Annotated in this window: 17 protein-coding genes; 13 read left to right on the forward strand and 4 right to left on the reverse strand. The window is 44.4% G+C overall.

What is annotated here, in order from left to right; all coding sequences use genetic code 11:
• The first annotated feature begins 17 nt into the window (after positions 1–17).
• On the forward strand, positions 18–866 hold the full coding sequence (locus AB9P05_RS11005) for an acetolactate decarboxylase (RefSeq protein WP_371908879.1): 849 nt from the start codon (positions 18–20) through the stop codon (positions 864–866).
• A gap of 56 nt (positions 867–922) precedes the next feature.
• Here the strand turns inward: AB9P05_RS11005 and AB9P05_RS11010 are convergent, their stop codons facing one another.
• Positions 923–1,357, reverse strand: coding sequence for an OsmC family protein (locus AB9P05_RS11010; protein ID WP_371908880.1), 435 nt, complete (start codon positions 1,355–1,357; stop codon positions 923–925).
• Positions 1,358–1,704: 347 nt separating this feature from the next.
• Between AB9P05_RS11010 and AB9P05_RS11015 the strand changes: the two genes are divergently transcribed.
• The 11 genes from AB9P05_RS11015 (at position 1,705) to AB9P05_RS11065 (ending at position 11,118) form a co-directional block, all read left to right on the forward strand.
• Positions 1,705–2,952, forward strand: a complete 1,248-nt coding sequence (locus tag AB9P05_RS11015) for a DEAD/DEAH box helicase (protein WP_371908881.1) — start codon at positions 1,705–1,707, stop codon at positions 2,950–2,952.
• A 90-nt stretch (positions 2,953–3,042) separates the two neighbouring features.
• Positions 3,043–3,306 carry a hypothetical protein gene (locus tag AB9P05_RS11020; protein WP_371908882.1) on the forward strand — a complete coding sequence of 88 codons (264 nt, stop codon included), beginning with the start codon at positions 3,043–3,045 and terminating at the stop codon, positions 3,304–3,306.
• A 78-nt stretch (positions 3,307–3,384) separates the two neighbouring features.
• Positions 3,385–3,540: a hypothetical protein gene (locus tag AB9P05_RS11025; protein WP_371908883.1), complete on the forward strand. Its 156-nt coding sequence runs from the start codon at positions 3,385–3,387 to the stop codon at positions 3,538–3,540.
• A gap of 121 nt (positions 3,541–3,661) precedes the next feature.
• The gene (locus AB9P05_RS11030; protein WP_371908884.1) at positions 3,662–4,084 is read left to right on the forward strand and encodes a two-component regulator propeller domain-containing protein; all 423 of its coding nucleotides are present in this window, start codon (positions 3,662–3,664) and stop codon (positions 4,082–4,084) included.
• Positions 4,038–4,766, forward strand: a complete 729-nt coding sequence (locus AB9P05_RS11035; RefSeq protein WP_371908885.1) for a two-component regulator propeller domain-containing protein — start codon at positions 4,038–4,040, stop codon at positions 4,764–4,766. The genes AB9P05_RS11030 and AB9P05_RS11035 overlap by 47 nt, the downstream gene beginning before the upstream one ends.
• 87 nt (positions 4,767–4,853) lie before the next feature.
• Positions 4,854–4,997, forward strand: a complete 144-nt coding sequence (locus AB9P05_RS11040) for a pinensin family lanthipeptide (protein ID WP_371908886.1) — start codon at positions 4,854–4,856, stop codon at positions 4,995–4,997.
• Between the two features lie 337 nt (positions 4,998–5,334).
• Complete coding sequence (locus tag AB9P05_RS11045) at positions 5,335–6,666, forward strand: S41 family peptidase (RefSeq protein WP_371908887.1); 1,332 nt, start codon at positions 5,335–5,337, stop codon at positions 6,664–6,666.
• A 223-nt stretch (positions 6,667–6,889) separates the two neighbouring features.
• Positions 6,890–8,014, forward strand: coding sequence for an ATP-binding protein (locus AB9P05_RS11050; RefSeq protein ID WP_371908888.1), 1,125 nt, complete (start codon positions 6,890–6,892; stop codon positions 8,012–8,014).
• Between the two features lie 963 nt (positions 8,015–8,977).
• Positions 8,978–9,616 carry a LytR/AlgR family response regulator transcription factor gene (locus AB9P05_RS11055; RefSeq protein ID WP_371908889.1) on the forward strand — a complete coding sequence of 213 codons (639 nt, stop codon included), beginning with the start codon at positions 8,978–8,980 and terminating at the stop codon, positions 9,614–9,616.
• 112 nt (positions 9,617–9,728) lie between these two features.
• Complete coding sequence (locus tag AB9P05_RS11060; protein WP_371908890.1) at positions 9,729–10,376, forward strand: lysostaphin resistance A-like protein; 648 nt, start codon at positions 9,729–9,731, stop codon at positions 10,374–10,376.
• 154 nt (positions 10,377–10,530) lie between these two features.
• Complete coding sequence (locus AB9P05_RS11065; RefSeq protein WP_371908891.1) at positions 10,531–11,118, forward strand: SMI1/KNR4 family protein; 588 nt, start codon at positions 10,531–10,533, stop codon at positions 11,116–11,118.
• 434 nt (positions 11,119–11,552) lie between these two features.
• Here AB9P05_RS11065 and AB9P05_RS11070 read toward each other — a convergent pair whose 3' ends face one another.
• From AB9P05_RS11070 to AB9P05_RS11080, 3 genes are read right to left on the reverse strand one after another with little or no spacing between them, the layout of a single operon-like run.
• Positions 11,553–12,089: an N-acetyltransferase family protein gene (locus tag AB9P05_RS11070; protein ID WP_371908892.1), complete on the reverse strand. Its 537-nt coding sequence runs from the start codon at positions 12,087–12,089 to the stop codon at positions 11,553–11,555.
• A gap of 1 nt (position 12,090) precedes the next feature.
• Positions 12,091–12,921, reverse strand: coding sequence for a penicillin-binding transpeptidase domain-containing protein (locus AB9P05_RS11075; RefSeq protein WP_371908893.1), 831 nt, complete (start codon positions 12,919–12,921; stop codon positions 12,091–12,093).
• A 5-nt stretch (positions 12,922–12,926) separates the two neighbouring features.
• Positions 12,927–15,323, reverse strand: coding sequence for an ABC transporter permease (locus tag AB9P05_RS11080; protein WP_371908894.1), 2,397 nt, complete (start codon positions 15,321–15,323; stop codon positions 12,927–12,929).
• Positions 15,324–15,598: 275 nt separating this feature from the next.
• Between AB9P05_RS11080 and AB9P05_RS11085 the strand changes: the two genes are divergently transcribed.
• Positions 15,599–25,003: an amino acid adenylation domain-containing protein gene (locus tag AB9P05_RS11085; protein WP_371908895.1), complete on the forward strand. Its 9,405-nt coding sequence runs from the start codon at positions 15,599–15,601 to the stop codon at positions 25,001–25,003.
• Positions 25,004–25,007: the final 4 nt, after the last annotated feature.

Raw genomic sequence — 25,007 nt, forward strand, 5'->3', positions numbered from 1 at the left:
TCCTGACTGAATGGATAATGGGAAGCAGGCTGCAAGGTCTGCTTCTTTTTTTGCTTCAGGGCTCTTACGAGGCAGGTACTGGTTTGGTACGGCTGATGGCATTACTTTTAGGATTAAAGGTGGTGAACCGGATAAATGATATGATGAGTGTAAAAAAAACCGGAGTGGTATTGTGTCTGGCAATGATAGGCTGTGGCCCTGCCGGGGGGGAAGGTGATAAGGATATGGCCTACGGGGATGTGCAAATTTCCGGAGCCATGAGAAATGTGATGTGGAAGGGTGAGCTGGGACCTGCTATTGCGCTGGATACTATCTCTGATAAAAAGGGGCTGTATGGCCTGGGGCCGCTGAGCTACCTGCGCGGGGAAATAATGGTGATGGATGGGGATGCCTATGTGTCACGGGTGACTTCTGATACAACCATGACGGTGGAAAGGGGATTTGAGGCTTCGGCGCCTTTCTTTGTGCATACTCATATGACTGAATGGGAAGAGGTGAAATTGCCGGCAGAGGTAAGGTCGATGGAAAATCTGGAAAAATTCATTGAGGAACGTAGGGCGGACAGGAAACGTCCTTTTGTCTTCAGGCTAAGGGGGGAGGTGTCCATGGCGAAAATTCACGTGCAAAATCTGCCGGAAGGGTCTGAGGTGTCTTCGCCTGAGCAGGCTCACCGGGGGCAGGTAAATTATGCGCTGAATGATGAAACGGTTGATATAGTGGGGTTTTTCTCAACGGAGCACAAGGGGGTGTTTACGCACCATGACTCTTTCGTACATATGCACCTGATCACTAACGATAAGGGTACGATGGGTCACCTGGATGAGATGATGATGGGGGAGATGACTCTTTACTTGCCGGGGATATAAAAAAACAGGCCTCATCACTGGGGCCTGTCTATAGAATATATGTCAGTAGCTTGTGGCTACTTTAATTTTGCATTGAGGGTGATGTTTACAGAGCCGAGGGCTACTGAAACGGGGCAGCCTTCTTTGGCCTTTTTGGCGATTTCCTGAAATTCGCTGTCCTCGATATCGGGGATTTTGGCTTCGAGATTAAGCTCAATGTCTGTGATTTTAAAGTCATCTCCTTCGGTGTCCATGGTCAGGACGGCCTTGGTCTCCAGGCTGTCGGGGGTATAGCCTTTCTCTCCGAGCTTAAAGCTGAGGGCCATGTTAAAGCAGCCGGCATGAGCGACGGCGATGAGTTCTTCAGGATTGGTGCCTGCTGTGCCGTCCTCGTTCTTAAAGCGGGCCTTGAAGCTGTAGGGGTGATCTTTGAAAGCTCCGCTGGGTGTGGTGAGACTGCCTTTTCCTTCCATACCGGAACCCTGCCATACGGCTTTTGCATTTCTCTTCATGAGTATGAGTTTTTGTTAGTGAATTGTACCCTGAGGAAACAGCGGGGGGCATGATTTGTTGCGGGCTTTGGCTATATAGGGGGTGAAATATAATGGGAGAACAATGAGTGTTTTCTCGTGAAATTGTGTGGAGGAACCTTTGGCAGAGGTGGTGGGTTTTATTGAATTAGGCCGCACGTTTAGATTTTACTACCTGTAAAAAAATGACAGCAACGAGGGACTGATCGTCTTTCTGCTGCAAAATTTTGTGAATGCACCGCCGGTTTGAGGCGATAGGTAAAAAATAGTGTAGCTTTACAGCTTTAAAATAAGTGGCTGCCTTAAGAGCCATTTTCTAATATTACTTTATGTCATTTGACTCCCTGGGCTTATCTAAGCCACTACTCCATGCCATCGAAAAGGCTGGATATAATAGTCCCTCTCCCATACAGGAAAAAACAATTCCCCTCATACTGGAAGGACACGATATGCTCGCTTCTGCTCAGACCGGAACGGGTAAAACGGCAGGTTTCACACTGCCTTTATTGCAAATACTCTCTCAGGGGAAACAACTGAGAAGAAGACCTGTACGTGCGCTGATCCTTACGCCTACCCGCGAACTTGCTGCGCAGATACAGGAAAATGTGGATAAATACAGCCAGTTTCTTCACCTGAGTTCGGCGGTGATATTTGGTGGGGTGAACCAAAACCCTCAGATAAAAGCGCTGAGAAGCGGTGTGGATGTACTGACGGCGACACCTGGCCGCCTGCTTGACCTGGTGAACCAGGGCTTTTTGAAACTGGACCAGGTGGAAATACTGGTGCTGGACGAAGCGGACAGGATGCTGGACATGGGCTTTCTGCGGGATATCCGGAAGGTGCTTGCTCTATTGCCTGATAAAAGGCAGAACCTGCTTTTTTCTGCGACATTCTCAAAGGAAATAAAGGCTTTGGCGGGCGGCTTTATGCACAAGCCGAAGCTGGTAGAGGTAAACCCGGAGAACACTACCGTTGAGAAAATAGACCAGCGGGTGATACGTGTAGACAAGGGCAAAAAGCCTGGACTGACTGTTAAGCTGATAAGCGAAGGGGACTGGCAGCAGGTGCTGGTGTTTACGCGAACGAAACATGGTGCCAACCGGCTGGCTGAAAAGATGAATAAGTCCGGCATTACGGCTGCCCCTATCCATGGAAATAAGAGCCAGGGTGCGCGTACGAAGGCGCTGGCGGGTTTTAAAGACGGAAGCATCCGTGTACTGGTGGCGACGGACATTGCGGCCAGGGGGCTGGATATTCCGCTGCTGCCTCACGTGATCAACTTTGAACTGCCGAATGTGCCCGAGGACTATGTGCACCGGATAGGCCGTACAGGCAGGGCGGGAGCGAGCGGCGAAGCGCTCTCCCTGGTGTCGGTAGACGAGCTGGAATACCTGCGTGATATAGAAAAACTGATCGGCCTGAAGCTTGACTCTGAGGAGTTGGATGGCTTTGAGCCGGTGGACGAACCCGATCCAAAAGAGGCAAAAAAACCGAGAGGACGCTCCTCGAGACCACGTGGGAAAAGTCCCCGCGGACGTGGTGGCAGTGGTGGAAAAGGGCCGGGCCGTAAAAGGTAAGTGATGGGGCCATATTGGCTGTGAATAAAATGCAGACTTTCCTGTTTCCGGGAAGTGACCAAGCGGGGAAAAAATAAAATAAACCGACTGATGTTTCCGGTGCTGTATGTAAGCACCTGGCTCATCATTCTTTTTATTATTCCCCGGGAGGTATATTACTCCCGTGCTAATACTAACCTGACGGGGTGGGGGGTATTTGCTTTGATCTTTCTTTTGCTCCCCTATTTTCTGAGCAGGTCACTGGCTTATACGGGCCTTCCGGGTAAAGTGGCTAAAGGGATCAGTCTATCATCTGTTTTTCCAGGTATACCCTTTGTGTTTTGGCTTTCTGATGTAGAGGAAAGGGAACAGTAAGAGAAGGGGGCGTATACGAAAGGGGTAATCGTAAGGGCATGGGAGGCCACCCGCAGGGGGAGCCCCCCGGAGTGGTCTGTGCAGGCCCGCTACCGGGTGGAAGGTGCATATTACCAGCCCTCTCCTAAAACGGATGACTCCCGCACGCTCAGTGTTGGCGATACGATTACTATCCTATACTCGGTGAAGACTCCGCAGATGGCAGAAATTGTGGAACTGCGGGAGCAGCCCTGAGTGGAAAATCACTTTATTTATCTTCCCTTCTTCTCTGCACATTGGTTTGTGCATTGAGATGAAAAGGGGGAGACTGGGACGTTCTTCCAAAACCCCTATCTGAATAACCTATCTATATGGCATGATAAATCCTTTAAAGCTCCGGCACCTGTTATTTCTGCCTATCGCTATCCTCACGGGTGTACCTACCGCATGCAGTGACGAAGACAAGAAAGCGCAAGCGGAGAGGGAGCTCCCCGAAGCTGTCTACGGCGCCATTGCAGGCCGAACGGATACTGCGTCGCTACTGAACTTTACGAGTGGTGTACGGGCAATTATGGAAGACAGCAGGGGGAATGTATGGTTCGGAAGCATGCAGGAAGGAGGGGCCATGTATGATGGGGAGAGGTTTACTTACTTTGATGAGACGAATGGCCTGGGTGACAACATGGTTAGTGCCATCTATGAAGGTAGTGATGGCCTCATCTGGTTTGAAGGAGCCAAGGGAGTGAGCCGGTATGATGGGCAGGCAGTATGCAAAGGTGTATCCTCCGGCAACGGCTGAGTGGGCCCTGATAAAGAATGGTCCCTGGTTTAAGTCTGATGGGCTTTATAGCTATACGAAGCAGGAAGGAGGCCCGGGAATGTATGGGTATGACGGGCAAAGGCTGGTGTACCATCCCTTTCCTATAAAAAATAAACCCGGTGAGGACAATTACTATTCTATCACTACGCCATATATCAGGCGCGGCGACGGCAGTATCTGGGTGGGCACGTACGGAGCGGCTATAGGATATGATGGGGAGAGGTTTACTGTATTGGGTAATGAGGCGCTGGGACTAACGGATGCCTCGGGATTTTTGCATATACGTAGCCTGATGGAAGATAGTAAGGGGAATCTCTGGATAGGAAATAACGGGATGGGGGTGATCAAATATAGCGGGGGTGAAGCCAGCTTTTTTACCAAAGAGGTGAAGCTGAGGAAAGAGGAGGCTGAAGGCAATCACCTGGACAGGGTGTTTTCTATGGCTGAGGATGCTTCTGGTAATATCTGGTTTGGGACTGCGGACTCGGGTGTATGGCAGTATGATGGTGATACGATGACGAACTACAGCGTAGAGGACGGGATGGACGCAGCTCACGTCTGGACGATCTACCAAAGTAAAAACGGCGGAATGTGGTTTGGAACGGCTAACCCCAGCGGGGTATATAAGTATAATGGAGAGGGCTTCGAGAGGGTGTTTTAACTATAATGGCAGGTGGAATTTGCCGGTCTCCTTGAGGACCTGGTGAAATTGCATTATATTATGCTACCTAACTAAAACGTTATACTTATGAAAAAAGTGAATCTTAAGCAGCTTGAAGTAAAGAGCTTCGTTACTAAGGTAAATGTAAAAGGTGGTGTATTTGCTGTGGCTGGCGAGAGCGAGTTCAATACGGTATGCCCTTTCTGCCCTGATATTGATGAATTTGCTTAACTGCTGGTGTGGCAGGACTTATCTTGCTTACAGAATACAAGGGGCTTTGAATAAGCCTCTTTTTTTATATAGTAAAGCCTGGTGTGTCAGGAGGTTTGATCTGTTTATTCCGGCTATTTGATTTTAATGGATTAAACAGTATGTTGGAGTGTTATCAACTGTCCTGTTTTGGGGAGTAGTGACACGAACTTCTTACAGTTTTTTGTACGGCATTTATTACTTGCTCAGCCGAATCATGAGGCCTTATATTACCCTGATTTTATGCTTGTGCTTTGTACAGGTTGGGAAAGCACAGGATTGTAACTGCAAACGGGATTTTGATTATGTAGTCACCTTTATGGAATCAAACTTTCCGGGGTTCGATAAAGATGTGACGATGGACAATAGGGAGGATTACCTTTCTTTTAAAGATTTGCTTGCTGAAAAGGCTGTGGGAGCAAACTCTGCAAATGAATGCCTGAGGTACCTGACTTATTATGTTGAGTTTTTTGAAGATAATCATACAAAGATGCAAACCGAGCCGGGAGAGCGTATAGATGAGTCTTCTGCTGAAAGCATCAATCATTTTCTTTCGAGTGAGGAATTTCTGCAAACTGAAATGGTGGCTCTTTCGAGCAAGCAAAAAGTGAAGGGATATGCAGTTGATGATATCCGGGGGGTATATGTGTCTTCAGATGATACCTATACTGTGGCTCTTATAGAAAGCAGGACTGACTTCAGGGACTATGTGGCGGTGATTGTGGACTCTAAGACAAGGCTATGGAAAAAGGGACAGGTGAAATTTGAAATTAAACGTAAAAAGGGGAATATATATGAGGGCTTCTTCTATAATCGTTATCACCAGGCTACCTATGAAACCTCTGTTGCTTTCGATGATGGATTTCTAGGAAACTGGTGGATAAAGGAGTCCAAAAGCAATAAAACAAATCATAGTCTGAACTTCGATCAGGAGTTTTATTATTCTGTGATGGACAGTGCGGTTATTTTACGTATTCCTTCGTTTATGGAGCAATATACGCACACTATTGACTCTTTATATACTGCTGCTAAACCTGCCATAGAAGCGCATCGGTATTTACTGATTGATGTTAGAAACAATGGAGGAGGAAACTCTTCAAATTTCAGTGATCTTATCCCCTACCTCTACACCAAGCCTATTATTGATACTGAAACAGTCGAATTTTATGCCACGGAAGATAATATCAGATTGTATGCGGAGGCATTTGATTTAATCATGCAGGACTCCGCCCAGGTAAATGCAGAAACTATTGAGGCATTCAGGGAAGCAATAGATAAAATGGAGGGGGCGGAGCCTAACTCTTTTGTGGGGGAGGGAGTGGCTGATACGCTAGTGCTTAGCGCTAAGCCTTTGCCGCAGAAGGTAGGAATAATATATAACAGGGGGTGCGCGAGTGCTTGTGAAGATCTGCTTTTCATAGCGAAGCATTCAGATAAGACGCTTTTGTTGGGGGATAACTCAGGCGGATTTGTGGGTTATGGGAATGTCTTTACCACTTATACTCCCTGCTATGGGTTTGGGCTTTCCTGCTCTACCACCAGATATAGGACGCAATGGGCATACGAAGTAATCGGAATCGCCCCGGACATAAGGCTGGACTACGACTATGAGTGGCTGGGGCAAGCTCTCACTATTCTGAAAAACGACTGAGTTGATGTGAAGCTGAAAGGTCTTACCTCTATTACCGGGTTATAACCACCGTGGAAGTGAAACCATCGAATATTTAAGCATGCATATATTAGTATGAGATGAAATAGTTACTTAATGTGAATTATCATGGTGATTGGTATAATGCCTTAAATGATGCTTTATTATCCGCCATTTTGGAGGGTTTGGTGGTTTTTTTAGCGATTTAAATTATTTAATGTATAGCATGAACTTAGCATATTTTATAAAGGAGCACAAAGAAGAGATTACACATGAATGGGTAGAATATGCCAGTAATTATATTGATTCTACCGAAAAAATGAGCAGAGAAGAGGTTAAAGACCACTTGCTGGAAATGCTCAATCAGATATCGAATGACATGGAAACAAGTCAAACGAAGTCTGAGCAAAAGTATAAATCGAGAGGCTTAAAGGAGCCCCGGCTTATTGACGATCAGCCAGCGAAAAATCATGGTATTCACCGTGTGGAATCCGGTTTTGATATCGTACAGGTGAGTTCAGAGTTTCGTGCTCTCAGAGCCAGTGTATTACGCCTCTGGGAAGAATCTTTTGAAGAGGATGTTTCAGATGATAGATTTGAGGAAATGATCCGTTTTAATGAAGCTATTGACGAGGCATGGATGCATTCGGTAAGTCATTACCATCATAAAATGGATAACAGCAAAAACTGGTTTCTGGGAATATTGGGCCATGATCTACGCAACCCACTATCAGCTATCCAATCTGTCCAACAGCTTTTGTCATTGTCAGAAAATATTTCCCGTGAGGAGAAATTATTGCTCCAGCAGACAGACGCGAGCATCAAACGAATAAAGGAACTGATTGAGAATTTGCTTGAACTGACTAATCTTCGGTTGGGTAACGGTATCACTGTAAAAAAAACATCGTGTGATCTAACACTGCATTGCGAGCGAATCATTCAGGAGTTTAAATTAGCCTATCCTAAAGCCAATTTACATTTTGAATCTTCCGGCCCGATACAAGGGCAATGGGATTCCATCCGGATGGAGCAGGTGATATCTAATTTAGTAGCCAATGCGCTGCGTTATGGTCGTACGGGTGGCCCCGTTACTATAAGTGTGAAGGCCAGTGACCAGGAAATATCCCTCTCTGTCCATAATGAGGGGAACCCGATTCCAGAGAGCAGGAAGGAGCTTATTTTCAATGGCTTATTTAAGGATAGTGGAGAAAACGGAGCTTGTAAGGAAAGTAGCTATGGTATTGGGTTGTATGTGGTACATGAAATAGTGAAAGCTCACAGGGGTAAGGTTGAGGTGTCAAGTAGCAAAGAGGACGGTACTGATTTTAAGGTGATCCTGCCAAGGTATTAATGGGGTATTATTATTCATAAGTAAATATTTACGAGAGAGCGTGGCCTTATACCATGATATTTATTTTTGACTAGGCGGAAGGGTGAGAAGAGGGCTGCATTATTTGCCTCATTGAAGCATAATAGATTAGTGCGACTATCGAGCCCTTCGCTATTCATTGTTCCGGGAATGTGATATCTCTGGAGATTATTGAGATGATAGTGATGGGTTTCGTTAGTACGTTTGCTGCCTTTATAATGAAACTTTGCTATGAAATCTTGGGTCGTTAGCCTACTCTTTTTAGGTCTTTTTTCCTGCCATAACGAAAAGTCACAGAACAGCGTGACCGGGCCGTCTACCGATAGTACTGCCGGGGGCTCTCAGATTATTTGGCCCAGGGGTGAGTGGCAGCATCAAAGCTACAGGGTAGCCGGGGCTTGCTTTGTGATGAGGTGGTTTTTTGGGCTAGAGTCGATATAAATTATGCAAGCGGACGTGCAGCAACCTTGTATCAGTGAGCTATTATGTTCATCGAGCTAAGAATGAAAGTTGTGATTTAGTAAACAAATACAAACAAGACCGGCCGAAGGCTAGCCCTATATTGCTACCAGGCAGGTTATAGAGAGTGGTATTGATAGCAACCGACACGCGACTGTTCAAATTAAAAACCAACTGAAGATGAGCTGGCGAGTTTGTTGCTCCAAGTCAAAATCACGATATTAGGTAGTGAAAAAGCCAACCAGTCGTCCTGAGGGCTGCCCCGGGCGTTATTTACAAGCCAGCAACTAAGGGTGATTCCATTATTCAATGAATGCATTTATAAGCTCATTCAATAAACACGTTAAGTTTTCAAAATTTTGGTTCAGGGCCTGGCTGGTGATGGTACTTGTTAATATCATTGTAAACCATCTTTCTCAGCCGAAATATTTTCCGCTGAATGAATCGTATCGATTTCCCTTAATACCGATCATCGTTTCGATTCTGGTGGGGAGCGTGTTCATGGCGATCGTCGATATTAATTTCCAGTACTTCAAAAGGAGATATTTCATTGAAAAAGTGGATGTGCACAGCGTGTCCAGGTTTTTATTGACTTCCTTAGGCTATATCTCCCTTTTGTATGTTCTACTTTATTATTCGGTGAATGGACTGAAAATCCACAATGTTTATTATCTACTGTCAGGACTCCCCATCACTGCATTACTCACAGGGCTTGGCGTCACCATTGGTTATGCTAAGACGATATATAAGCTTTACCGGTCTTTACATATTGAGGGAAAGCTGAAAATAGAGAACAGGGGCAAAATCACACTGATCGACTATGATGACATAGCATTTGCTTACAGTCAGAATAAAATCGCTTACATCGTAAAAACAAATGGCACTTCAGTCGCCAGTGATTTCACCTTAAATGAGATAGAAGAAAAAATAAAGGCACATAGTTTTTACCGGGCCAATAGGCAAACGATCCTGCATGCATCTTCTGTGGAGCAAGTACAGTCTATAGAAAATGGAAAGCTATCTGTGCAACTCAAACCTGCCCTGGCGAACAGGAATGTCTCTCAACTTATCATTAGCCGATACAAAAAACATGGGTTTTTGGATTGGTTTAAAAACAGATCCTAAAATAGACTGACCATTCAGTTATTTCTTTGCTACCATTCAGTCAGAATCGTGAATTCTGATTCGTTACGAGTGCTTTTGAGTCTTTTTATTGTGAAGAAATTAAACGCTTGTAATGATGAAAGAACGCTCTTTAAAATCTATCGCAATACCTGTAATTGCCGTAATTCTATGTGTTGTGCTTTATCTGTCCGGATACTTTCAAATCATATTTGCAGCCTTGATCGTACTCCTGGCCAGTTGGATTGAATACGGAAGAGGCGCCTTTAAATCGCTGGGGTTTCAACGCAGCAATTTGAAGGCCATACGGCTACTGGTTGTAGCCCCTTTGGTTGCAGGAATGATGTTTACGCTATATTGGTTTGTACTCATCCCCGTGGTGACTCATCTTACCGGACAGCCGATGGATTTTTCTTTTTTCGAATCCTACAAAGGTGATCTTAGGGGGGTGTTGAGTCTGTTTCCTCTTATTTGGATATCCGCTGCATTTGGTGAAGAAATTGTATTCAGAGGGTATTTGATGAGGCAGTTTATCAAGTTTTTTGGAAGCAGTAAAGCAAGCATAGTCCTCAACATTTTACTCTTCGGCGTTCTGTTCGGTTGGATACACATGTATCAAGGCCTAAGTGGTCAGATTGTGACAGGTATCATAGGTGTGCTGTTTGCCACTATCTTCTATGTCCGTAAGTATGATTTATGGTTCAATATCGCGGTACATGGTTTTGTGGATACGATTGCGCTGGTTCTGGTATATTTCAGTTAAGGTCAAAAAAATGGCTGGGAGACTCCACTGGCGTGAGTATGTGCCGGAGCCAAAATTCGCAGGGTTTTACCTGGATGTGCGAAGGTGAGGCTGGTTGCCTGGTGTGCCCCGGTACTGTAAGCAAGTTTACAAAGTATTAATCATTTCATTCACCATGTTTTCATTCTTACCTACGAAAGCTGACGATATCCCCTCAATCTGGAATCGTTTCGAAAATTGGTTAGCTAAAAACGCCCCTCACTTAACAGGAACATTGAACGCCCCTGCCTCAGAAGAGGACATTAACGCGCTTGAGAAAATACTTGGTGAAAGTCTTCCAATGGCATATGCAGGCTTTTTAAAGATACACAACGGGCAGGACCGGGATGGAGAGGGGTTAATTGATGCAGAAGAATTGCTACGGATATTAGAAGAATGGACAGTATGGAAGGAGTTGTTAGACAAAGGTGATTTCAATGGAACCCAGGCGGCACCAGACGCGGGGGTAAAGGCAAGCTGGTGGAACGTTAAGTGGATTCCTATTACATATGATGGGAGTGGGAATCATTATTGCCTGGACCTTGACCCTGCGACGGGCGGCAGGAGGGGGCAAGTAATTAGGGTGTGGCATGATTCAGCCGAAAGGGAGCTTATAGCTGATTCATTCCAGGAGTGGATATCCGGTTATGTGAGGGGCCTGGAAAGGGGAAGGTACGTGTACTCAGAAGATTGGAGCGGGATAATAAATAAGGATGATCTGTGATGAGGCCTAATTACTGGCGTGTGAAGTTTGGGAGTGAACCAGAGGACTGGACTAAAGCAATAGCTTGCCTGGCACCAACGCCTCGCTGGTACCTCGCTTCTTAGAGCGCCATTCCGCACCGGAGCAGGTTTAAACCTTGCCAAGAATAGATTTTATTGTCCCCATCTCATCTGCATTCATCCAGGGGACCCCGTCATGCGACGGGGGTTGGTGCATGAAAAAAGCCGATCCTCCAAAGAGGATCGGCTTTTATTGTTAGTGGAGTCGGCGGGAATCGAACCGGTTTGAGGAGGATTTTCAGAATAACTGAAATCTAAAAAGAGATGGGTTTCTGAAATCGAGGTTGGTACGTGAGTTGGCGAATACGCTACTTAAATTTATATCTGGTAAAACTTCAGCTTGTTCTTGTTCACCATAAGCAAAGCCTGAAAAACTTATATTGAAAAATCTTTTTCTAAAGAATAATAAAGAATGAATTGTCCGGATATTTTAGATCCTATTTTCGCAACACCAGGAAAATAGCCTCCTTCCTTAAATCCGTGCTTTTTAAGTAAGGATATGCTTCTGTTGTTTTCCTCCAAGACTATCGAAAGCAATACTTTTAAGCCAGCATCGGCGGCAAATGTTATACCCTGTTTAACCATTATATCACCCAGCCCATACCCGCGGTGTTTCGTTGAGAGATAGAATGATAGTTCGCTGGTATGGGCAAAAGCTTCCCGTCCTGGTCGCCATGGACTGAAATAGAAGTAACCAACGGGTTTACCGGCTATTTCTATTACAAAGATGTAATAAGGTGGCTCTTGATGAGAATGATACCAATTAGTGAAAGAAGCTGTAGATACAGGCTGCTGGTTTCCTGTAGCGCCCCCTTCTCTTATTATGTTGTTATATATAGTGTTAAGCTCCTGAATATCATCAGTGCAGGCTTTTCTTATAAGGTAATCCGGAATATTTACAACCTTTCCCATATCAGAAGTTTCCGGGAAGTATTTCCATTTTCTGTAGTAGTTTGTATGCTATAAGCTCTCGTTGTTCACTGAAGTAATCGCCGGCACCATACTTTTCTATATTAAGTGCAAAGTAATAGTTACGACCTTCCACGCTGAGTATACCCACATACCAGCCAATGTCATTCCCATCCTGCATGGCACGGCCGGCTTTGGCTCTCATGGTATAGCCTTCTCCAGGACTTTTTACTATCATAAACTCCAGTGCCATATCCATCGCTTTCTTGCTAAAAGGTAGCTCTTTATGGTATAGATCTCTTAAAAATTCTACTTGCTCTAACTGGGTGATGCGTGAGGGGCCTTCCAGCCAAAAGTTATTCACTGTGGAAGAGTCAAACACCATATTGCCATACCTTACATTATCCAGGTAGTTTCTCATTCGCGTAGCTCCCACCCGGGTGGCCATTCTCTGGTAGCAAGGGACACATGACTCCCGAAAGGCGGACATAAAGCTCAGATCCTGGTTCCATGATGCTTTCCAGCGTGACACGCTATCCCACTTTATAACTGACTGAGGCTCTGTTATTACACCTGCATCATGGATGATCATGGTGTGCATGATCTTATAGGTAGATGCCGGCAAAAACCCTTGCAGGCATCGCTCGTAGTTTATGGCTTTGTATTTGTCCTCCTCTTCATCATATACTAAGAATGAGCCTTCTACCTCTTCCTTGCGGAAGACTTCTTCCAGTTCAGGATAAGTAAAAATATCATCCGGATAGGAAGCACAGGTAAAAATAGTGGATGAAATAACAATAGTAGCGATAATATTAACTATAGCTGAATGGCGCATATATCCTACTCGTATTTTAAGGACTTAACAGGGTTTCGTGATGCTGCCAAAAGTACTGAATAACTGATAGAAATTAATATTACACTAAGAGTTATTAGCAAAGCGAGTGTAAAACTGATGGCCGGAATGTTAATCCTGTACACAAACTCTTCGAGCCATTTGGAGGAGAATAAAAAGGATACAGGAAGCGCGAGTATAAAGGCTCCGGCGAGCAGGATTAGAAAATTCTTAACTACGAGCCAAAGTATCTGGGCTTTAGTCGCTCCCAATACTTTTCTGACACCTATTTCTTTTGTCCGCTGCTCTGTAGAAAACGCTGCGAGACTATAAAGCCCAAGGCAGGAAAGCAATATGGATATAACCGTAAAGTAAGTAAGTATATTACTTAACTGCTCTTGTTCCTGGTACTGCTTTTTTAAAATGTCAGACAAATAGAAGTATTCAAAAGGTTTGTCGGGGGCTAACTCATGCCAGACATTTTCCACACGTGCCAGTGTGGCTGCATTGTCTTCACCATTCAGCTCAAAAAGAATATATCGGTAGAAGGGAAGTATTTTACCATAGATAACACCCTCTGTTTTACGATTAAGGGGTTCGAAGTTTATATCATCCACCAGCCCAATTACTCTTTTTTGTTCATAATCTACCCCCCAGTTTACCATTATGGTTTCGCCTACGGGGTTTTCTCCAAGGCCCAGAATGCTGGCAGCTTCCTTGTTTATGATTATAGAAGAGATACTATCCACCATATTTCGGTTACTAAACTGACGGCCTTCTATGACGGGAATATCCATAGTTTCAAGAAAGTCAAAGTCAACGTTTACCAGGGCCATATCCAGGTTTTCTTTTTCCGTAATGGCAGGTGTCTTAACCATTACGATAGGCCTTAGGCCTCCGGGTATGCTGGAAGTGGCAGATATAGTGTTGATATTGGCTTCCTGTTGTAGCTCTGACTTAAAATAGTCCAGCTTTTGTGTGATAGAGTTGGCGAAGTTATTTACTACCACTACATCCGTATGGTCGAAGCCGAGGTCTTTATTAAGCACATAGTTAATCTGCCGGAAGATGACATCATTGTTTACCAGCAGTACCAGTGTTATGAATAGCTGTAGTGTTACCAGTCCATACCTGATCATTTTTGCTCCCCGGCTCACCCCGGTAGCTTTTTCTTTAAGTGACTTCAGCGCATCATACGATGATAAAATAAAGGCAGGGTATGCTCCTGCGGCCAAACCGAATAAAAGAGCAGCAAGTATAACTACGAGTATGAGGGGAAACCGGAAGAAATACATAAAGGACATGGTACGGCCCATAATATCACTAAAGACCGGCACCAGAAAATAAACAGCCACGATAGAAACGAGGGCTGCGGTGAAGGTAAGAATGAGGCTTTCTATCAGAAACTGAATAATCAGGTTTTTCTTTTCAGCACCAAGTGTTTTTCTAACTCCTACTTCTTTGGCACGCTTGATGGCCTGGGCTGTAGCGAGGTTTACATAATTCATACCGGAAAGTACCAGAATAGAGAAGGCACAGATCATGAACAGGTAAACAACCATAGTGCTGCCGTTTGCCTCTAGTTCATTCCGAAGATTAGAATGCAGATGGATTTGCTCAAGCGCAACAGGGTAGGGGTTGAGTAACTGCCTGTTGTTTTCATTTATATATTTCCTGAGGGTGCTGGTAATTCCTTCCTTCAGTTCCTCACCGCTGGTGCCTGGTGAGGCAAGCATATAGGTGTAGAACCCGTCAGTGTCAAGTGAGGTAAGAAAGGTTCCGTTATTATTCTGTTTGTAACTCGAGAGGGCTGTCAGCATATCAAAGTTGATATGACTGTTTGCCGGCACATCTTCTACAATACCAGTAATAAGAAAGGGGCGCTCTCCACGCGGAGATATAAAAATAATAGACTGCCCTACAAGGTCATGGTCCTTATTAAAGTACTTTTTGGCAGCTGACCTAGTCAGTACAATGGTTTCAGGTGCTGACAAGGCTTTTGCCGGGGAGCCTTCTATAAAGTTAAATGTAAATATTCTAAAAACAGAAGGGTCGGCGGCAAGGATGTTTTCTTCGCTAAGTACTTCTTCTCCGCGCTGTACAATGAGCTCAGTGTGGAATCTGTAAAAGCGGCCCGTTTCCTCTACTTTGGTAAGTTCGTCATCCAGTATCTCTGCTATACCCGGAGCTGTGGTAGGGTAATGTATAGCCCCGGTGTTGAGTTTCACCTCATTATTGATACGATAGATCCTGTCAAAATTCTGATTGTACTTGTCGAATAGATTTTCAGAATAGACGAATAGAATGATCAGAAAGAAAGTCGTGAAGCCTGTAATGATCCCTATGAGATTAATAACAGTAAATTTTCCTCTCTTAAGCAAACCCCGGACAGAGGTTTTCATCATGTTTTTAAACATAGCTTAGCAATTATTGCAGGCAAGATGCAAGTAAAATTTATATTGCAAAAGCCTTTCAACTTAAAAAGATGTACTATAATTATATAGTACAATTTGTTTGATTTATACTTAACCTATAAATAATATCACATTCTCTGAAAGAGTTAATGTTAATAAAAAGTTAAAAAATTGTTTGGAGTATTTATTTATTCGAAGGCAATACAGTTACTGAAATTATGTTATAGATTTGAACCAGAATTAGTACTTAATCAACCAGCCATTTCATGCTGAATCTTATTCCCCTTTCGTCTACCCAAAAATATATTTGGGTAGATCAAAATCTGAGCCCTCAATCAGGAAAGTATATTATTGGTGGATATTGTAGAATTAATGGAGTGTTAAACTATTCCATTTTTAAGCAGGCGGTAACTCTTTTTGTTTCTGAACAGGAACTGTTTGGCTTGTGTCTGGTAGATACAGTGAATGGTCCTATGTGGAAGCAAAGCCAGAAAGAGTATGAAGGGGTTGCCTTTATAGATCTTAGTGAGAGAGTAGATGGAGAAAAAGGTTTTTTGGATTATATAAAGAATGATTTTGTAATTCCATTTTCCGTTTCTACTGAAAGTTTATTCAAATTTGAAATTATTAAGCTTGATGAATCACGTTGGATATGGTACGCAAAGGTTCATCACATACTGTCTGATGGGTGGGGTATATCCTTATTATTCCAAAGGGTTTCGGAGTTGTATAATAGTTTAACAAAACTTGATAAACTAAATATTCAGGAAAGAAAATTTTCCAATTTCATATACAATGATATTGAATATCTGAAGTCACAAAGCTATAGCGAGGACAGGGATTACTGGTTGAACAAATATCGGTATAACAGCCAGGTTTTATTCCCCCTGAAGCCGGGTGATAATGAAAACAAAAAAGGGAAAATATTTTCTTTGAATATTTCATCCCATTCATATATTTCATTTAAGAATATTTGTAAAAAGAATAATGTTACCTCTTTTCAGGCTATACTTGGTATTAACTCTCTGCTATTCTGCCAAGGCACAGACAGAGATGGGATTTCTATAGCTGTTCCACTTTTAAACAGGAGTAACAGGTACTTCAAAGAGACGATGGGGCCGTTTATGAATATTCTTCCTGTAAGAATAGAGACGGACCATGCGCTTACCCTTCTGGACCTCATTAAAGGAGTTAAAAAAGAGCTGCTACAAACCTACAGGCATCAAAAATTTCAGCTTGGTCACCTCCTGAAAGAACTTAACCTTCAGTCCGGCTCCAAAGGCATTTATGACCTCAGGGTATCCTTTGAGCAGCACAATTATAACGCCCTTTTCCGCGATTGTGCCTGTGAAATAGTTGCTATGTCTAATGAAGAGGAAGAAGATCCTCTTTCTATCCATATTATGGAATACCAGGATGGGAAAGATGTAGAGGTCAGGTTTGATTACAGGGAAGAATATCTGCAGGAGTGGGAAGTAAAAGCTATCGCAGAAAGGTTCTGTTTGCTTCTGGAGAGTTTTGAAGATAACCTGCTGAAAAAGGTAAACGAAGTTAATCTTTTCCTGCCAGGAGAGAAGGAACTGGTAACCACCACATTCCAGGGAGAAGAAGAAGAGAGGAGCATACATTCTCTGGTTGACCTGTTACAGGATAGCTTTAAGAGATACCCTGACAATGTGGCCATCATTCAGGGTACAGAGGTAATTACTTACCGTGAGCTTGATGAGCGTTCAGGGCTATTTTCTACTAATCTGAATAATAGAAATATTGGTAAGGGTAATCTAGTGGCTTTACATATTCCCCGCAGTGCAGAACTGATAGTTTCTATGATCGGTACCCTGCGTGCAGGAGCCTCTTACATGCCCGTAGACCCATCATACCCTACCTCCAGGGTGGCTTATATGCTGGATGACAGTAGGTGTGATGCGGTAGTTACTAATCAGGATCTGGCTATTGATTCAAGCGCTGCGATAATAAGTTTTGAGGAGTTACAGGATGGATTTCCGGCACAGGCAGATTATGTAACTTTTGAGCCAGAAGACCAAGCATATATCATTTATACTTCAGGCTCTACAGGGAAGCCCAAAGGGGTCTCTGTTAGTCATGCTTCTGTTGCTGATTATGTACTTACCTTTTCAGAGTACTTTAAAGTGTCATCAGAAGATGTAGTGCTTCACCAGGCTTCACCTTCTTTTGATACTTCTATTGAAGAGATGTTTCCTGTGCTGGTAAGCGGTGGCAAAATGATTATTCAGGAGGATGCGAAGGATCTGGAATCCCTGGAGCAGAACCTATATAAGCATAATATAACACTACTCAGTGTCTCTCCAAATGTGGTGAGCTACCTTAATGAAAAGGATAATATCCCCCAAAGCCTCAGGGTCCTGATAAGCGGAGGAGATGTGCTCAAGCCTTCATATGTAGACAGGCTTTATACGAAAACGCACATTTATAACACATATGGTCCCACTGAGAGTACAGTTTGTGCGAGCTATTACCCGGTAGAAACCCTTACAGATCCTCTACCGATAGGTAAACCCATTAAAAACCGGCGTATTTACATTCTTAGCCAGGATAAAGCCCTTGTGCCTGTAGGGGTATACGGAGAGCTGTATCTGGGTGGTAAAGGAATAGCCAGAGAATACCTGAATCGTGTATCCCTTACTGCTGAACGTTTTATAGACGATCCTTTTGAAAATAAGGGCAAACTATATCGCACAGGGGATAAAGGCCGATGGCTGCCTGATGGTACTATAGAATTTGCCGGAAGAACTGATGATCAAATAAAGATTCGCGGATACAGAATAGAACCTGGCGAAGTAGAGGCTGCTCTAAAAAACATTAAAGTCGTACAGGATGGTGTAGTCATGGCCCGTACCTCTCATAGTGGCGGACAGAGCCTTGTTGCCTATTTTATACCAGCTATTCAGAACCAGGTAGATAGTGAAGACCTGAAAGGTGAGATGAAGCAGGTCCTGCCTGCTCACATGGTGCCGGATATTTTTATTCAAATAGAGGCGTTTCCTCTTACGGCACAAGGAAAAACAGATAAAAAGGCCTTGCCGGATCCCTTTACTAACCGACAGGCCTCAGAGAGCGAGGTTCCGGTTACGGAAACAGAAATTGAACTGGCAAATATCTGGAAAGAGCACCTGCAGATAGTAAATATCAGCAGGGAAGATAATTTCTTTGAACTAGGAGGCCACAGTATCCTGGCAAACCAGTTGCTTGCGCTTATCAGGACCCGGTTTTCTATCGAGATTTCACTGAAAAATTTCTTTGAAAACCCCAGACTGCTTCAGCTTGCTGACTTTATTGACAATGCTGAAAAAGGAGAGCTCAGGCTGGAAAAAGCGCCGGAAGGTGCCCGTATTCCGCTTTCCTTTGCACAGGAAAGGCTTTGGTTCCTCTACCAGCTCAACCCTGATAACATGTCGTACAACGTGCCCAGGGTGATCCAGATGAAAGGCCGTGTCAGACATGATATACTGGAGGCTACTTATACCGAGATTGTCAGACGGCATGAAGTTTTAAGGTCTGCCTTTATTACCATAGACGGTGTCCCTTATATGGAAGTCAAAGCTCCTTACCACTTTGACATTCCTGAATTTGACCTGAAATCATTTAGTAAAGAAGAGCAGGATAACTGGATCCATCAGTTTGTTTTAGGTGAAGGTCGAAAGCTATTTGATCTTGAGTCCGGCCGCCTTATCAGAGTTCAACTTCTGCATCTGAGCAATGATGAATCACTGATGGTATTCTGTGAGCACCACCTGGTACACGATGGCTGGACACAGGGTGTGCTACTTAATGAGTTTATAGATATATACACCGCACTTGCCCAAGAGCAGGAGCATGGCCTAGCTGAGCCGGAGCTACAGTATGGTGACTTTACCTACTGGCAGAAAAACCACTTACAGGGTAAGGTACTGGAAGATCACCTGAGCTACTGGAAAGAAAAGCTACAAGGCGTAAACCCTGTGCCGGACCTGCCTTATGATTTCCCCAGGCCTCCTGCTATCAGTGGGATGGGTGATGTGGTGGAACTGGAGCTGGACGAAGAACTTGCATCCGCCATCAGGGCATATTCCAAAAGAAAGGGAAATACCTTGTTTATTACGATGGTAGCGGCCTTTAAATGCCTGCTTCACCATTATACCAACCAGGAGGATATCTGTATAGGTACGTGGCTTGCTAACCGTAAGCTAAAACAAACAGAGGGTATGCTGGGAATGATCATTAATACCCTTCCTCTTAGAACCTTATTCAGCAAACAGGACTCTTTTGATACATTCCTTGACAGGGTGAAAAATTCATGCGTGGAGATGTATGACCACGAGGATACGCCTTTCGGAAAGATCGTAGAAGTTGTGAATCCTGTTCGAAGTCTGAGCTATAATCCTCTGTTCCAGGTCAACTTTAGCTTCATGGATACCCCCAGCCGGAGGATGAACCTTCCGGAGCTAGACCTGGAATTATTAGAATCACACAACCGGTCTGCCAAATTTGATATCAACGTGGTAGTGGTGACACCCCAGGAACAGCTTCGTGGTTCCGGTGATGCAGCGGCGGCTACCATACAGATAGAGTGGGAGTTTAATTCGGATATATTCAGCCGGCCCACCATGCATCAAATGCTAAGCCATTATAAGGCACTCCTCTCCTACATTGTAGCGCAGGACAAAACCCCTATTGCTGATATTCCACTGCTGGCTGAAGATGAAATGCTGGCTGAAGTGGATAGGTATAACCCTGCACCTTCAGCATATCCGGCTAAATCTATAAATAGCCTGATAACTGAAATAATGGAGAGGCATGCCAATGAGCCTGCACTAATCAGTTGTGATATAAGGCTGACTTACAGGGAGCTGCAACAGGAGGTTAACAAAGCGGCAACTTATTTGAATAAGCATCTGGGACTTAAACCAGGCGAGAGGGTAGCCGTGGTTATGGACCGAAGCGCTAATATGCTCATCTCGCTGCTGGCCATAATGAAGAACGGGTCGGCCTATGTACCTGTAGACCCGGCTTTTCCTTCTGACCGCATTACTTATATCCTCTCAGATTGCAACGCAAAATTCGTTGTGTGTGATGATGCCTATGTAACTGCCTCCGGAGAGGTAGAATATCATCCGTATTCGGAAATACAACAAGCGGAAAGCTATTCAGAAACTCAAGACTTTAGCCATGCTGAGGGTATCGCATACGCCATATACACGTCCGGTTCTACCGGCCAGCCAAAAGGCGTTTGTATAAAGCACTCATCTGTAGTAAACCTGCTGGACAGTATTATTAAAACCACTGGTTTTAAAGCGGGCCACAGTCTGTTGTCTGTAACTACTTTCTCCTTTGATATTTCCGTACTTGAGTTTTTTGTTCCCTTAATATCAGGCGGCTGCCTGATCTTGCCTTCATCCGGCATAGTTAAGGACCCCTTCATGCTAAGCGAAAGCCTGGAACAATACAGGCCGGATATGATGCAGGCAACTCCCAGTACCTGGAAGATGCTCCTAGAGGCAGGCTGGGAAGGTGCACAGGAAACCCTGGTTGCGTTATGTGGTGGCGAGGCTCTGAGCCGTTCTCTGGCAGACCAACTGAGCGGAAAAGTTGCAGCGCTATGGAACGTATACGGCCCTACGGAAACGACTATCTGGTCTATGGCCAAAAGGATAGAGAGCGGAAAAGAGCTAATAACTATAGGTCATCCCCTTCACAATAATAGGGTGTTTATCCTTGACGATCAGCTGAAAGTTGTCCCCAAAGGCGTTACAGGAGAATTATACATAGGGGGCGAAGGCCTTGCAGAAGGGTACCTTAACCGCCCTGAGCTAACAAAAGAACGGTTTATCACTTTCCCCCAGACCGGAGAGCGCATTTACAAAACAGGAGACCTGGCCAAACGACTTGCAAATGGTGAGGTGCAGTTCATAGGCAGGGCAGACAACCAGGTAAAGATACGCGGACATCGTATAGAATTGGGTGAAATAGCCTACAATCTACGACAGCTGTCCGGCTGTGAAACAGTCGTAATAGCACGTAAAGACCTGACAGATAATAATATACTGGTGGCATTCCTGGAAGGGGCCGATGAGGAAATAATCAGCAGTTCAAGAACCGGGCTTCAGAATATACTGCCTGACTATATGGTTCCTGAATCTTTCAATGCTATAGATGAACTACCTCTTACTCCTAATGGAAAGGTGGACATAAGAGCCCTTGAGAAAGTGGAAATTACCGGGGAGTATTCTGTTTCTGAAGTTTATGTAGCGCCAGTAACCGGAACTGAGATATTTCTGGAAGAAGTCTTTGCCTCTTTGTTGAGGCGGGAAAAGGTAGGTACTGACCAGAACTTCTTTAAAATGGGTGGGCACTCCCTTATGGCTGCCAGGGTAATAAGCCGAATTTATAAGGAAAAGGGGGTGAAACTTCTGCTAAGAAGCCTGTTCCTGTATCCAACAATTGCAGAGCTGGCGGAGCATATTGATTCTCTGAAACATGATATTACGGAGAATATCCGGTACGCCTCTGAAGCTGCACTTTATCCATGCTCACCTTCCCAGAGAAGAATGTGGGTTATGGAGCAGATGAATACTGACAACAGCGGATATAACCTGCCATCACTTTATGAATTGAAAGGTGATGTGGATGAAAATCGCCTACTAAGTGCATTCTCATACCTTGTAAACAGGCATGAATCACTGAGAACAGTATTTATTGATCAAAAAGGGGAGCCTTTCCAGAAAATACTTTCCTCTTTACCTCTTGCTAAATATTATCAGTCTGTAAGTGCAGCAACTGAGGAACAAGCCATTGAAATAGGCCGCCAAAGGTTCTCGGAACCTTACGACCTTACCACAGGCCCCTTGTTCAGAGTACTGTTCATCAGAACCGGTTCTGTTGCCTATATGGCTATAGACATGCATCACATTATTAGTGATGGATGGTCTCTGTCGCTGATCATAAGAGATGTACTTCACTACTATAAGCAAGGTGAGGAGCAACCTGAACTTAGCATTCAGTATAAAGATTACAGCGTATGGCAAGCAGCAAAGGTGCATAAGGGGGATCTTGATGCAGGCCTTAGCTACTGGACAAAACAACTGGGCGGCATCCTTCCGGTAATGGAACTCCCTTATGATGCGCCAAGACCTGCGTTGATGACTAATAAGGGCGCAGCTCTGACTCATCACTTTGGCAAAGCGCTGTCTGAGAAGCTTGAGGCTCTGAGCCAGGCAAAGGGAACTAGCCTGTATATGGTGCTGATGGCTCTGACAAAGTCTGTGATGTACCGCTACAGTGAGCAGAATGATATGATCATTGGTACACCGGTGGCAGGAAGAGACCATGCGCAAACGGAAGATATTGTAGGGCTTTTTGTAAATACACTTGCTATCAGAAGCCGCTTTGACGGTAACACTGCTTTCGACGACCTGCTATTGCAGGTTAGAAAACTGGTGCTGGAAGGGTATGACCACCAGGAGTATCCCTTTGATCTCTTATTGGATAAACTGGAGGTAACCAGAGATCCGTCCAGAAACCCTGTGTTCGATGTGATGATGTCTTATCAAAAGGATCATGGCATACAGGAGGGAGAACTTAGTAAAGGCATTACGGTTAGGCCGGTTAAGCTTCCTGTAGAAACCAGCAAATTTGATCTGTCCTTTACATTCAGGAGTGTGGCCGGGGAAGTTTCCTGTGAAGTGGAGTATAATACTGACCTGTTTAACTCCAAAACTGCCGGAGACATAATGCTCCACCTTACACTTCTCGCAGAGGCATTCTGCCAGGATACAACGCTCAGGATAGGACAGCCGGAACTGGTGCAGGTAGCAGATTTACCTCCGGCACTTAAGCCACCGGTGATTCCTGAACTAAGAAATGTAAACTTTTCCGGCTACTACGAAAGGTTTATACACGCTGTAGCCAGGTTTGGAGACAGGCCAGCCGTAGACGATAAGGGAGAAATTCTGACTTTCGCGCAGTTGAAAGATAAAGTCGAAGAACTGGCTTCACATCTTCATACGCAATATGGAATAAGTAAAGGTGACGTGGTTGGCGTACTGTTGAGCAGGGGCAGTGATTTGCTGGTATCTGCACTGGCATGCTTCCGTCTTGGAGCTGTATATACGCCCATAGATACTAACTATCCTGCCGAACGGATAGGGCTTATCATATCTGATAGCGGACTTTCACTTATGATCACCCGCAGGGAATATGACCACCTTGTATCTTCAAAAGTAACCAACCGACTGCAACTGGATCATACAGCATCTGCTGGTAATCGCTCTGATTTGCCAGAGGTTACCTTCGGTCCTGATGATATTCTTTACCTGATTTACACCTCCGGGTCCACCGGGGTTCCTAAAGGAGTCGCTGTAAGGCAGGAGGGTTTGCTAAATCTGTGCGAATGGCATGCAGACAACTTCAGAATGGATGAAAATAGTGTGTCTACCATGCTGGCCAGCATTGGGTTCGATGCTTCCGTTTGGGAGTTTATGCCGGCTTTGATAACAGGATGCTGCCTGATTCCGGTATCAGACCAGGACAGGATAGAGACCTCTGCACTAAAAGCCATCATCAGGTCTAAAAAGGTAACTCATGCTTTTATGCCTCCGCTACTATGCGAGCAGTTCATGGCTACCTCTGCCGATTTTGATCATAAGCTGATTATATATGCAGGTGGCGATGTATTGCAGAATGTGACCAGCAATGCGGGTATCACTATATATAATAATTACGGACCAACTGAATTTACAATAATTTCCACCTCCTATCGTGTGCCGGAACATCTGGTAAAAGAGATTCCGATCGGAAAACCGCTTAAGAATAACCTGGTATATATATTAAATATCTTTGGTAACCTGCAGCCAAGAGGGGTAAAAGGAGAGCTGTTCTGCTCAGGAGTAAATATTACCGCCGGGTATTGGAAAAATGAAGCCTTAACCGGGGAAAGGTTTACTTCAGACCCTTTCTATTCAGACAGGACCATGTACCGCACGGGCGATCTTGGAATATGGGATGCTGATGGAAATATATATTTCCGTGGAAGAGCTGACCACCAGCTAAAAGTAAGAGGATACAGGATAGAACCAGGTGAGATTAATCATCACATCTTACAGCATCCGGCAATAGAGCAGTCTCATGTGATATTACACAAAAAAGATAGCAGGGAGCCGTTATTAGCAGCTTTTATCATTTATAAAGAGGAGGCTGTAGATAGCACAGAATTAAAGAGCTACCTGCGAAATTTTGTACCTGATTACATGGTGCCAAGTGCCTTCGTCCGGTTGGATAGTTTCCCGGTCAACTCCAGTGGGAAAATAGACGCTGACGTACTACAGCAAATGGACCTGCATATTGAAGACAATACCCGCCCTTACAGAGCACCGGAAACGGAAATGGAAGTGACCGTAGCAGGTATGTTTGCTGAATATTTACAAACCGATCAGATTGGCAGGGATGACGATTACTTCGAGCTGGGAGGTACCAGTATTACAGGAATCAAAATCACACATTCCATAAACGAGAGATTTAATCTTAACCTGAAAGTGAATAGCCTTTTTGGAACAAGAACGGTGAAGGACCTGGCAGCTGAAATTGAAGCACACCTTTTAGTAAGGGATGATAATGAGCTGCTGGAAGAAGATGAGGTTACTGAAATAAAGCTGTAAGAAG

It is taken from the genome of Roseivirga sp. BDSF3-8 (genome assembly GCF_041449215.1).
Lineage (GTDB): Bacteria > Bacteroidota > Bacteroidia > Cytophagales > Cyclobacteriaceae > JBGNFV01.

Coding starts and splice junctions, on each gene's coding strand:
- AB9P05_RS11030 (WP_371908884.1), top strand. CDS start 3,662: ATGATAAATCCTTTAAAGCTCCGGCACCTGTTATTTCTGCCTATCGCT.
- AB9P05_RS11010 (WP_371908880.1), bottom strand. CDS start 1,357: ATGAAGAGAAATGCAAAAGCCGTATGGCAGGGTTCCGGTATGGAAGGA.
- AB9P05_RS11015 (WP_371908881.1), top strand. CDS start 1,705: ATGTCATTTGACTCCCTGGGCTTATCTAAGCCACTACTCCATGCCATC.
- AB9P05_RS11005 (WP_371908879.1), top strand. CDS start 18: ATGGGAAGCAGGCTGCAAGGTCTGCTTCTTTTTTTGCTTCAGGGCTCT.
- AB9P05_RS11085 (WP_371908895.1), top strand. CDS start 15,599: ATGCTGAATCTTATTCCCCTTTCGTCTACCCAAAAATATATTTGGGTA.
- AB9P05_RS11035 (WP_371908885.1), top strand. CDS start 4,038: ATGATGGGCAGGCAGTATGCAAAGGTGTATCCTCCGGCAACGGCTGAG.
- AB9P05_RS11045 (WP_371908887.1), top strand. CDS start 5,335: ATGGAATCAAACTTTCCGGGGTTCGATAAAGATGTGACGATGGACAAT.
- AB9P05_RS11020 (WP_371908882.1), top strand. CDS start 3,043: ATGTTTCCGGTGCTGTATGTAAGCACCTGGCTCATCATTCTTTTTATT.
- AB9P05_RS11070 (WP_371908892.1), bottom strand. CDS start 12,089: ATGGGAAAGGTTGTAAATATTCCGGATTACCTTATAAGAAAAGCCTGC.
- AB9P05_RS11060 (WP_371908890.1), top strand. CDS start 9,729: ATGATGAAAGAACGCTCTTTAAAATCTATCGCAATACCTGTAATTGCC.
- AB9P05_RS11050 (WP_371908888.1), top strand. CDS start 6,890: ATGAACTTAGCATATTTTATAAAGGAGCACAAAGAAGAGATTACACAT.
- AB9P05_RS11075 (WP_371908893.1), bottom strand. CDS start 12,921: ATGCGCCATTCAGCTATAGTTAATATTATCGCTACTATTGTTATTTCA.
- AB9P05_RS11065 (WP_371908891.1), top strand. CDS start 10,531: ATGTTTTCATTCTTACCTACGAAAGCTGACGATATCCCCTCAATCTGG.
- AB9P05_RS11040 (WP_371908886.1), top strand. CDS start 4,854: ATGAAAAAAGTGAATCTTAAGCAGCTTGAAGTAAAGAGCTTCGTTACT.
- AB9P05_RS11080 (WP_371908894.1), bottom strand. CDS start 15,323: ATGATGAAAACCTCTGTCCGGGGTTTGCTTAAGAGAGGAAAATTTACT.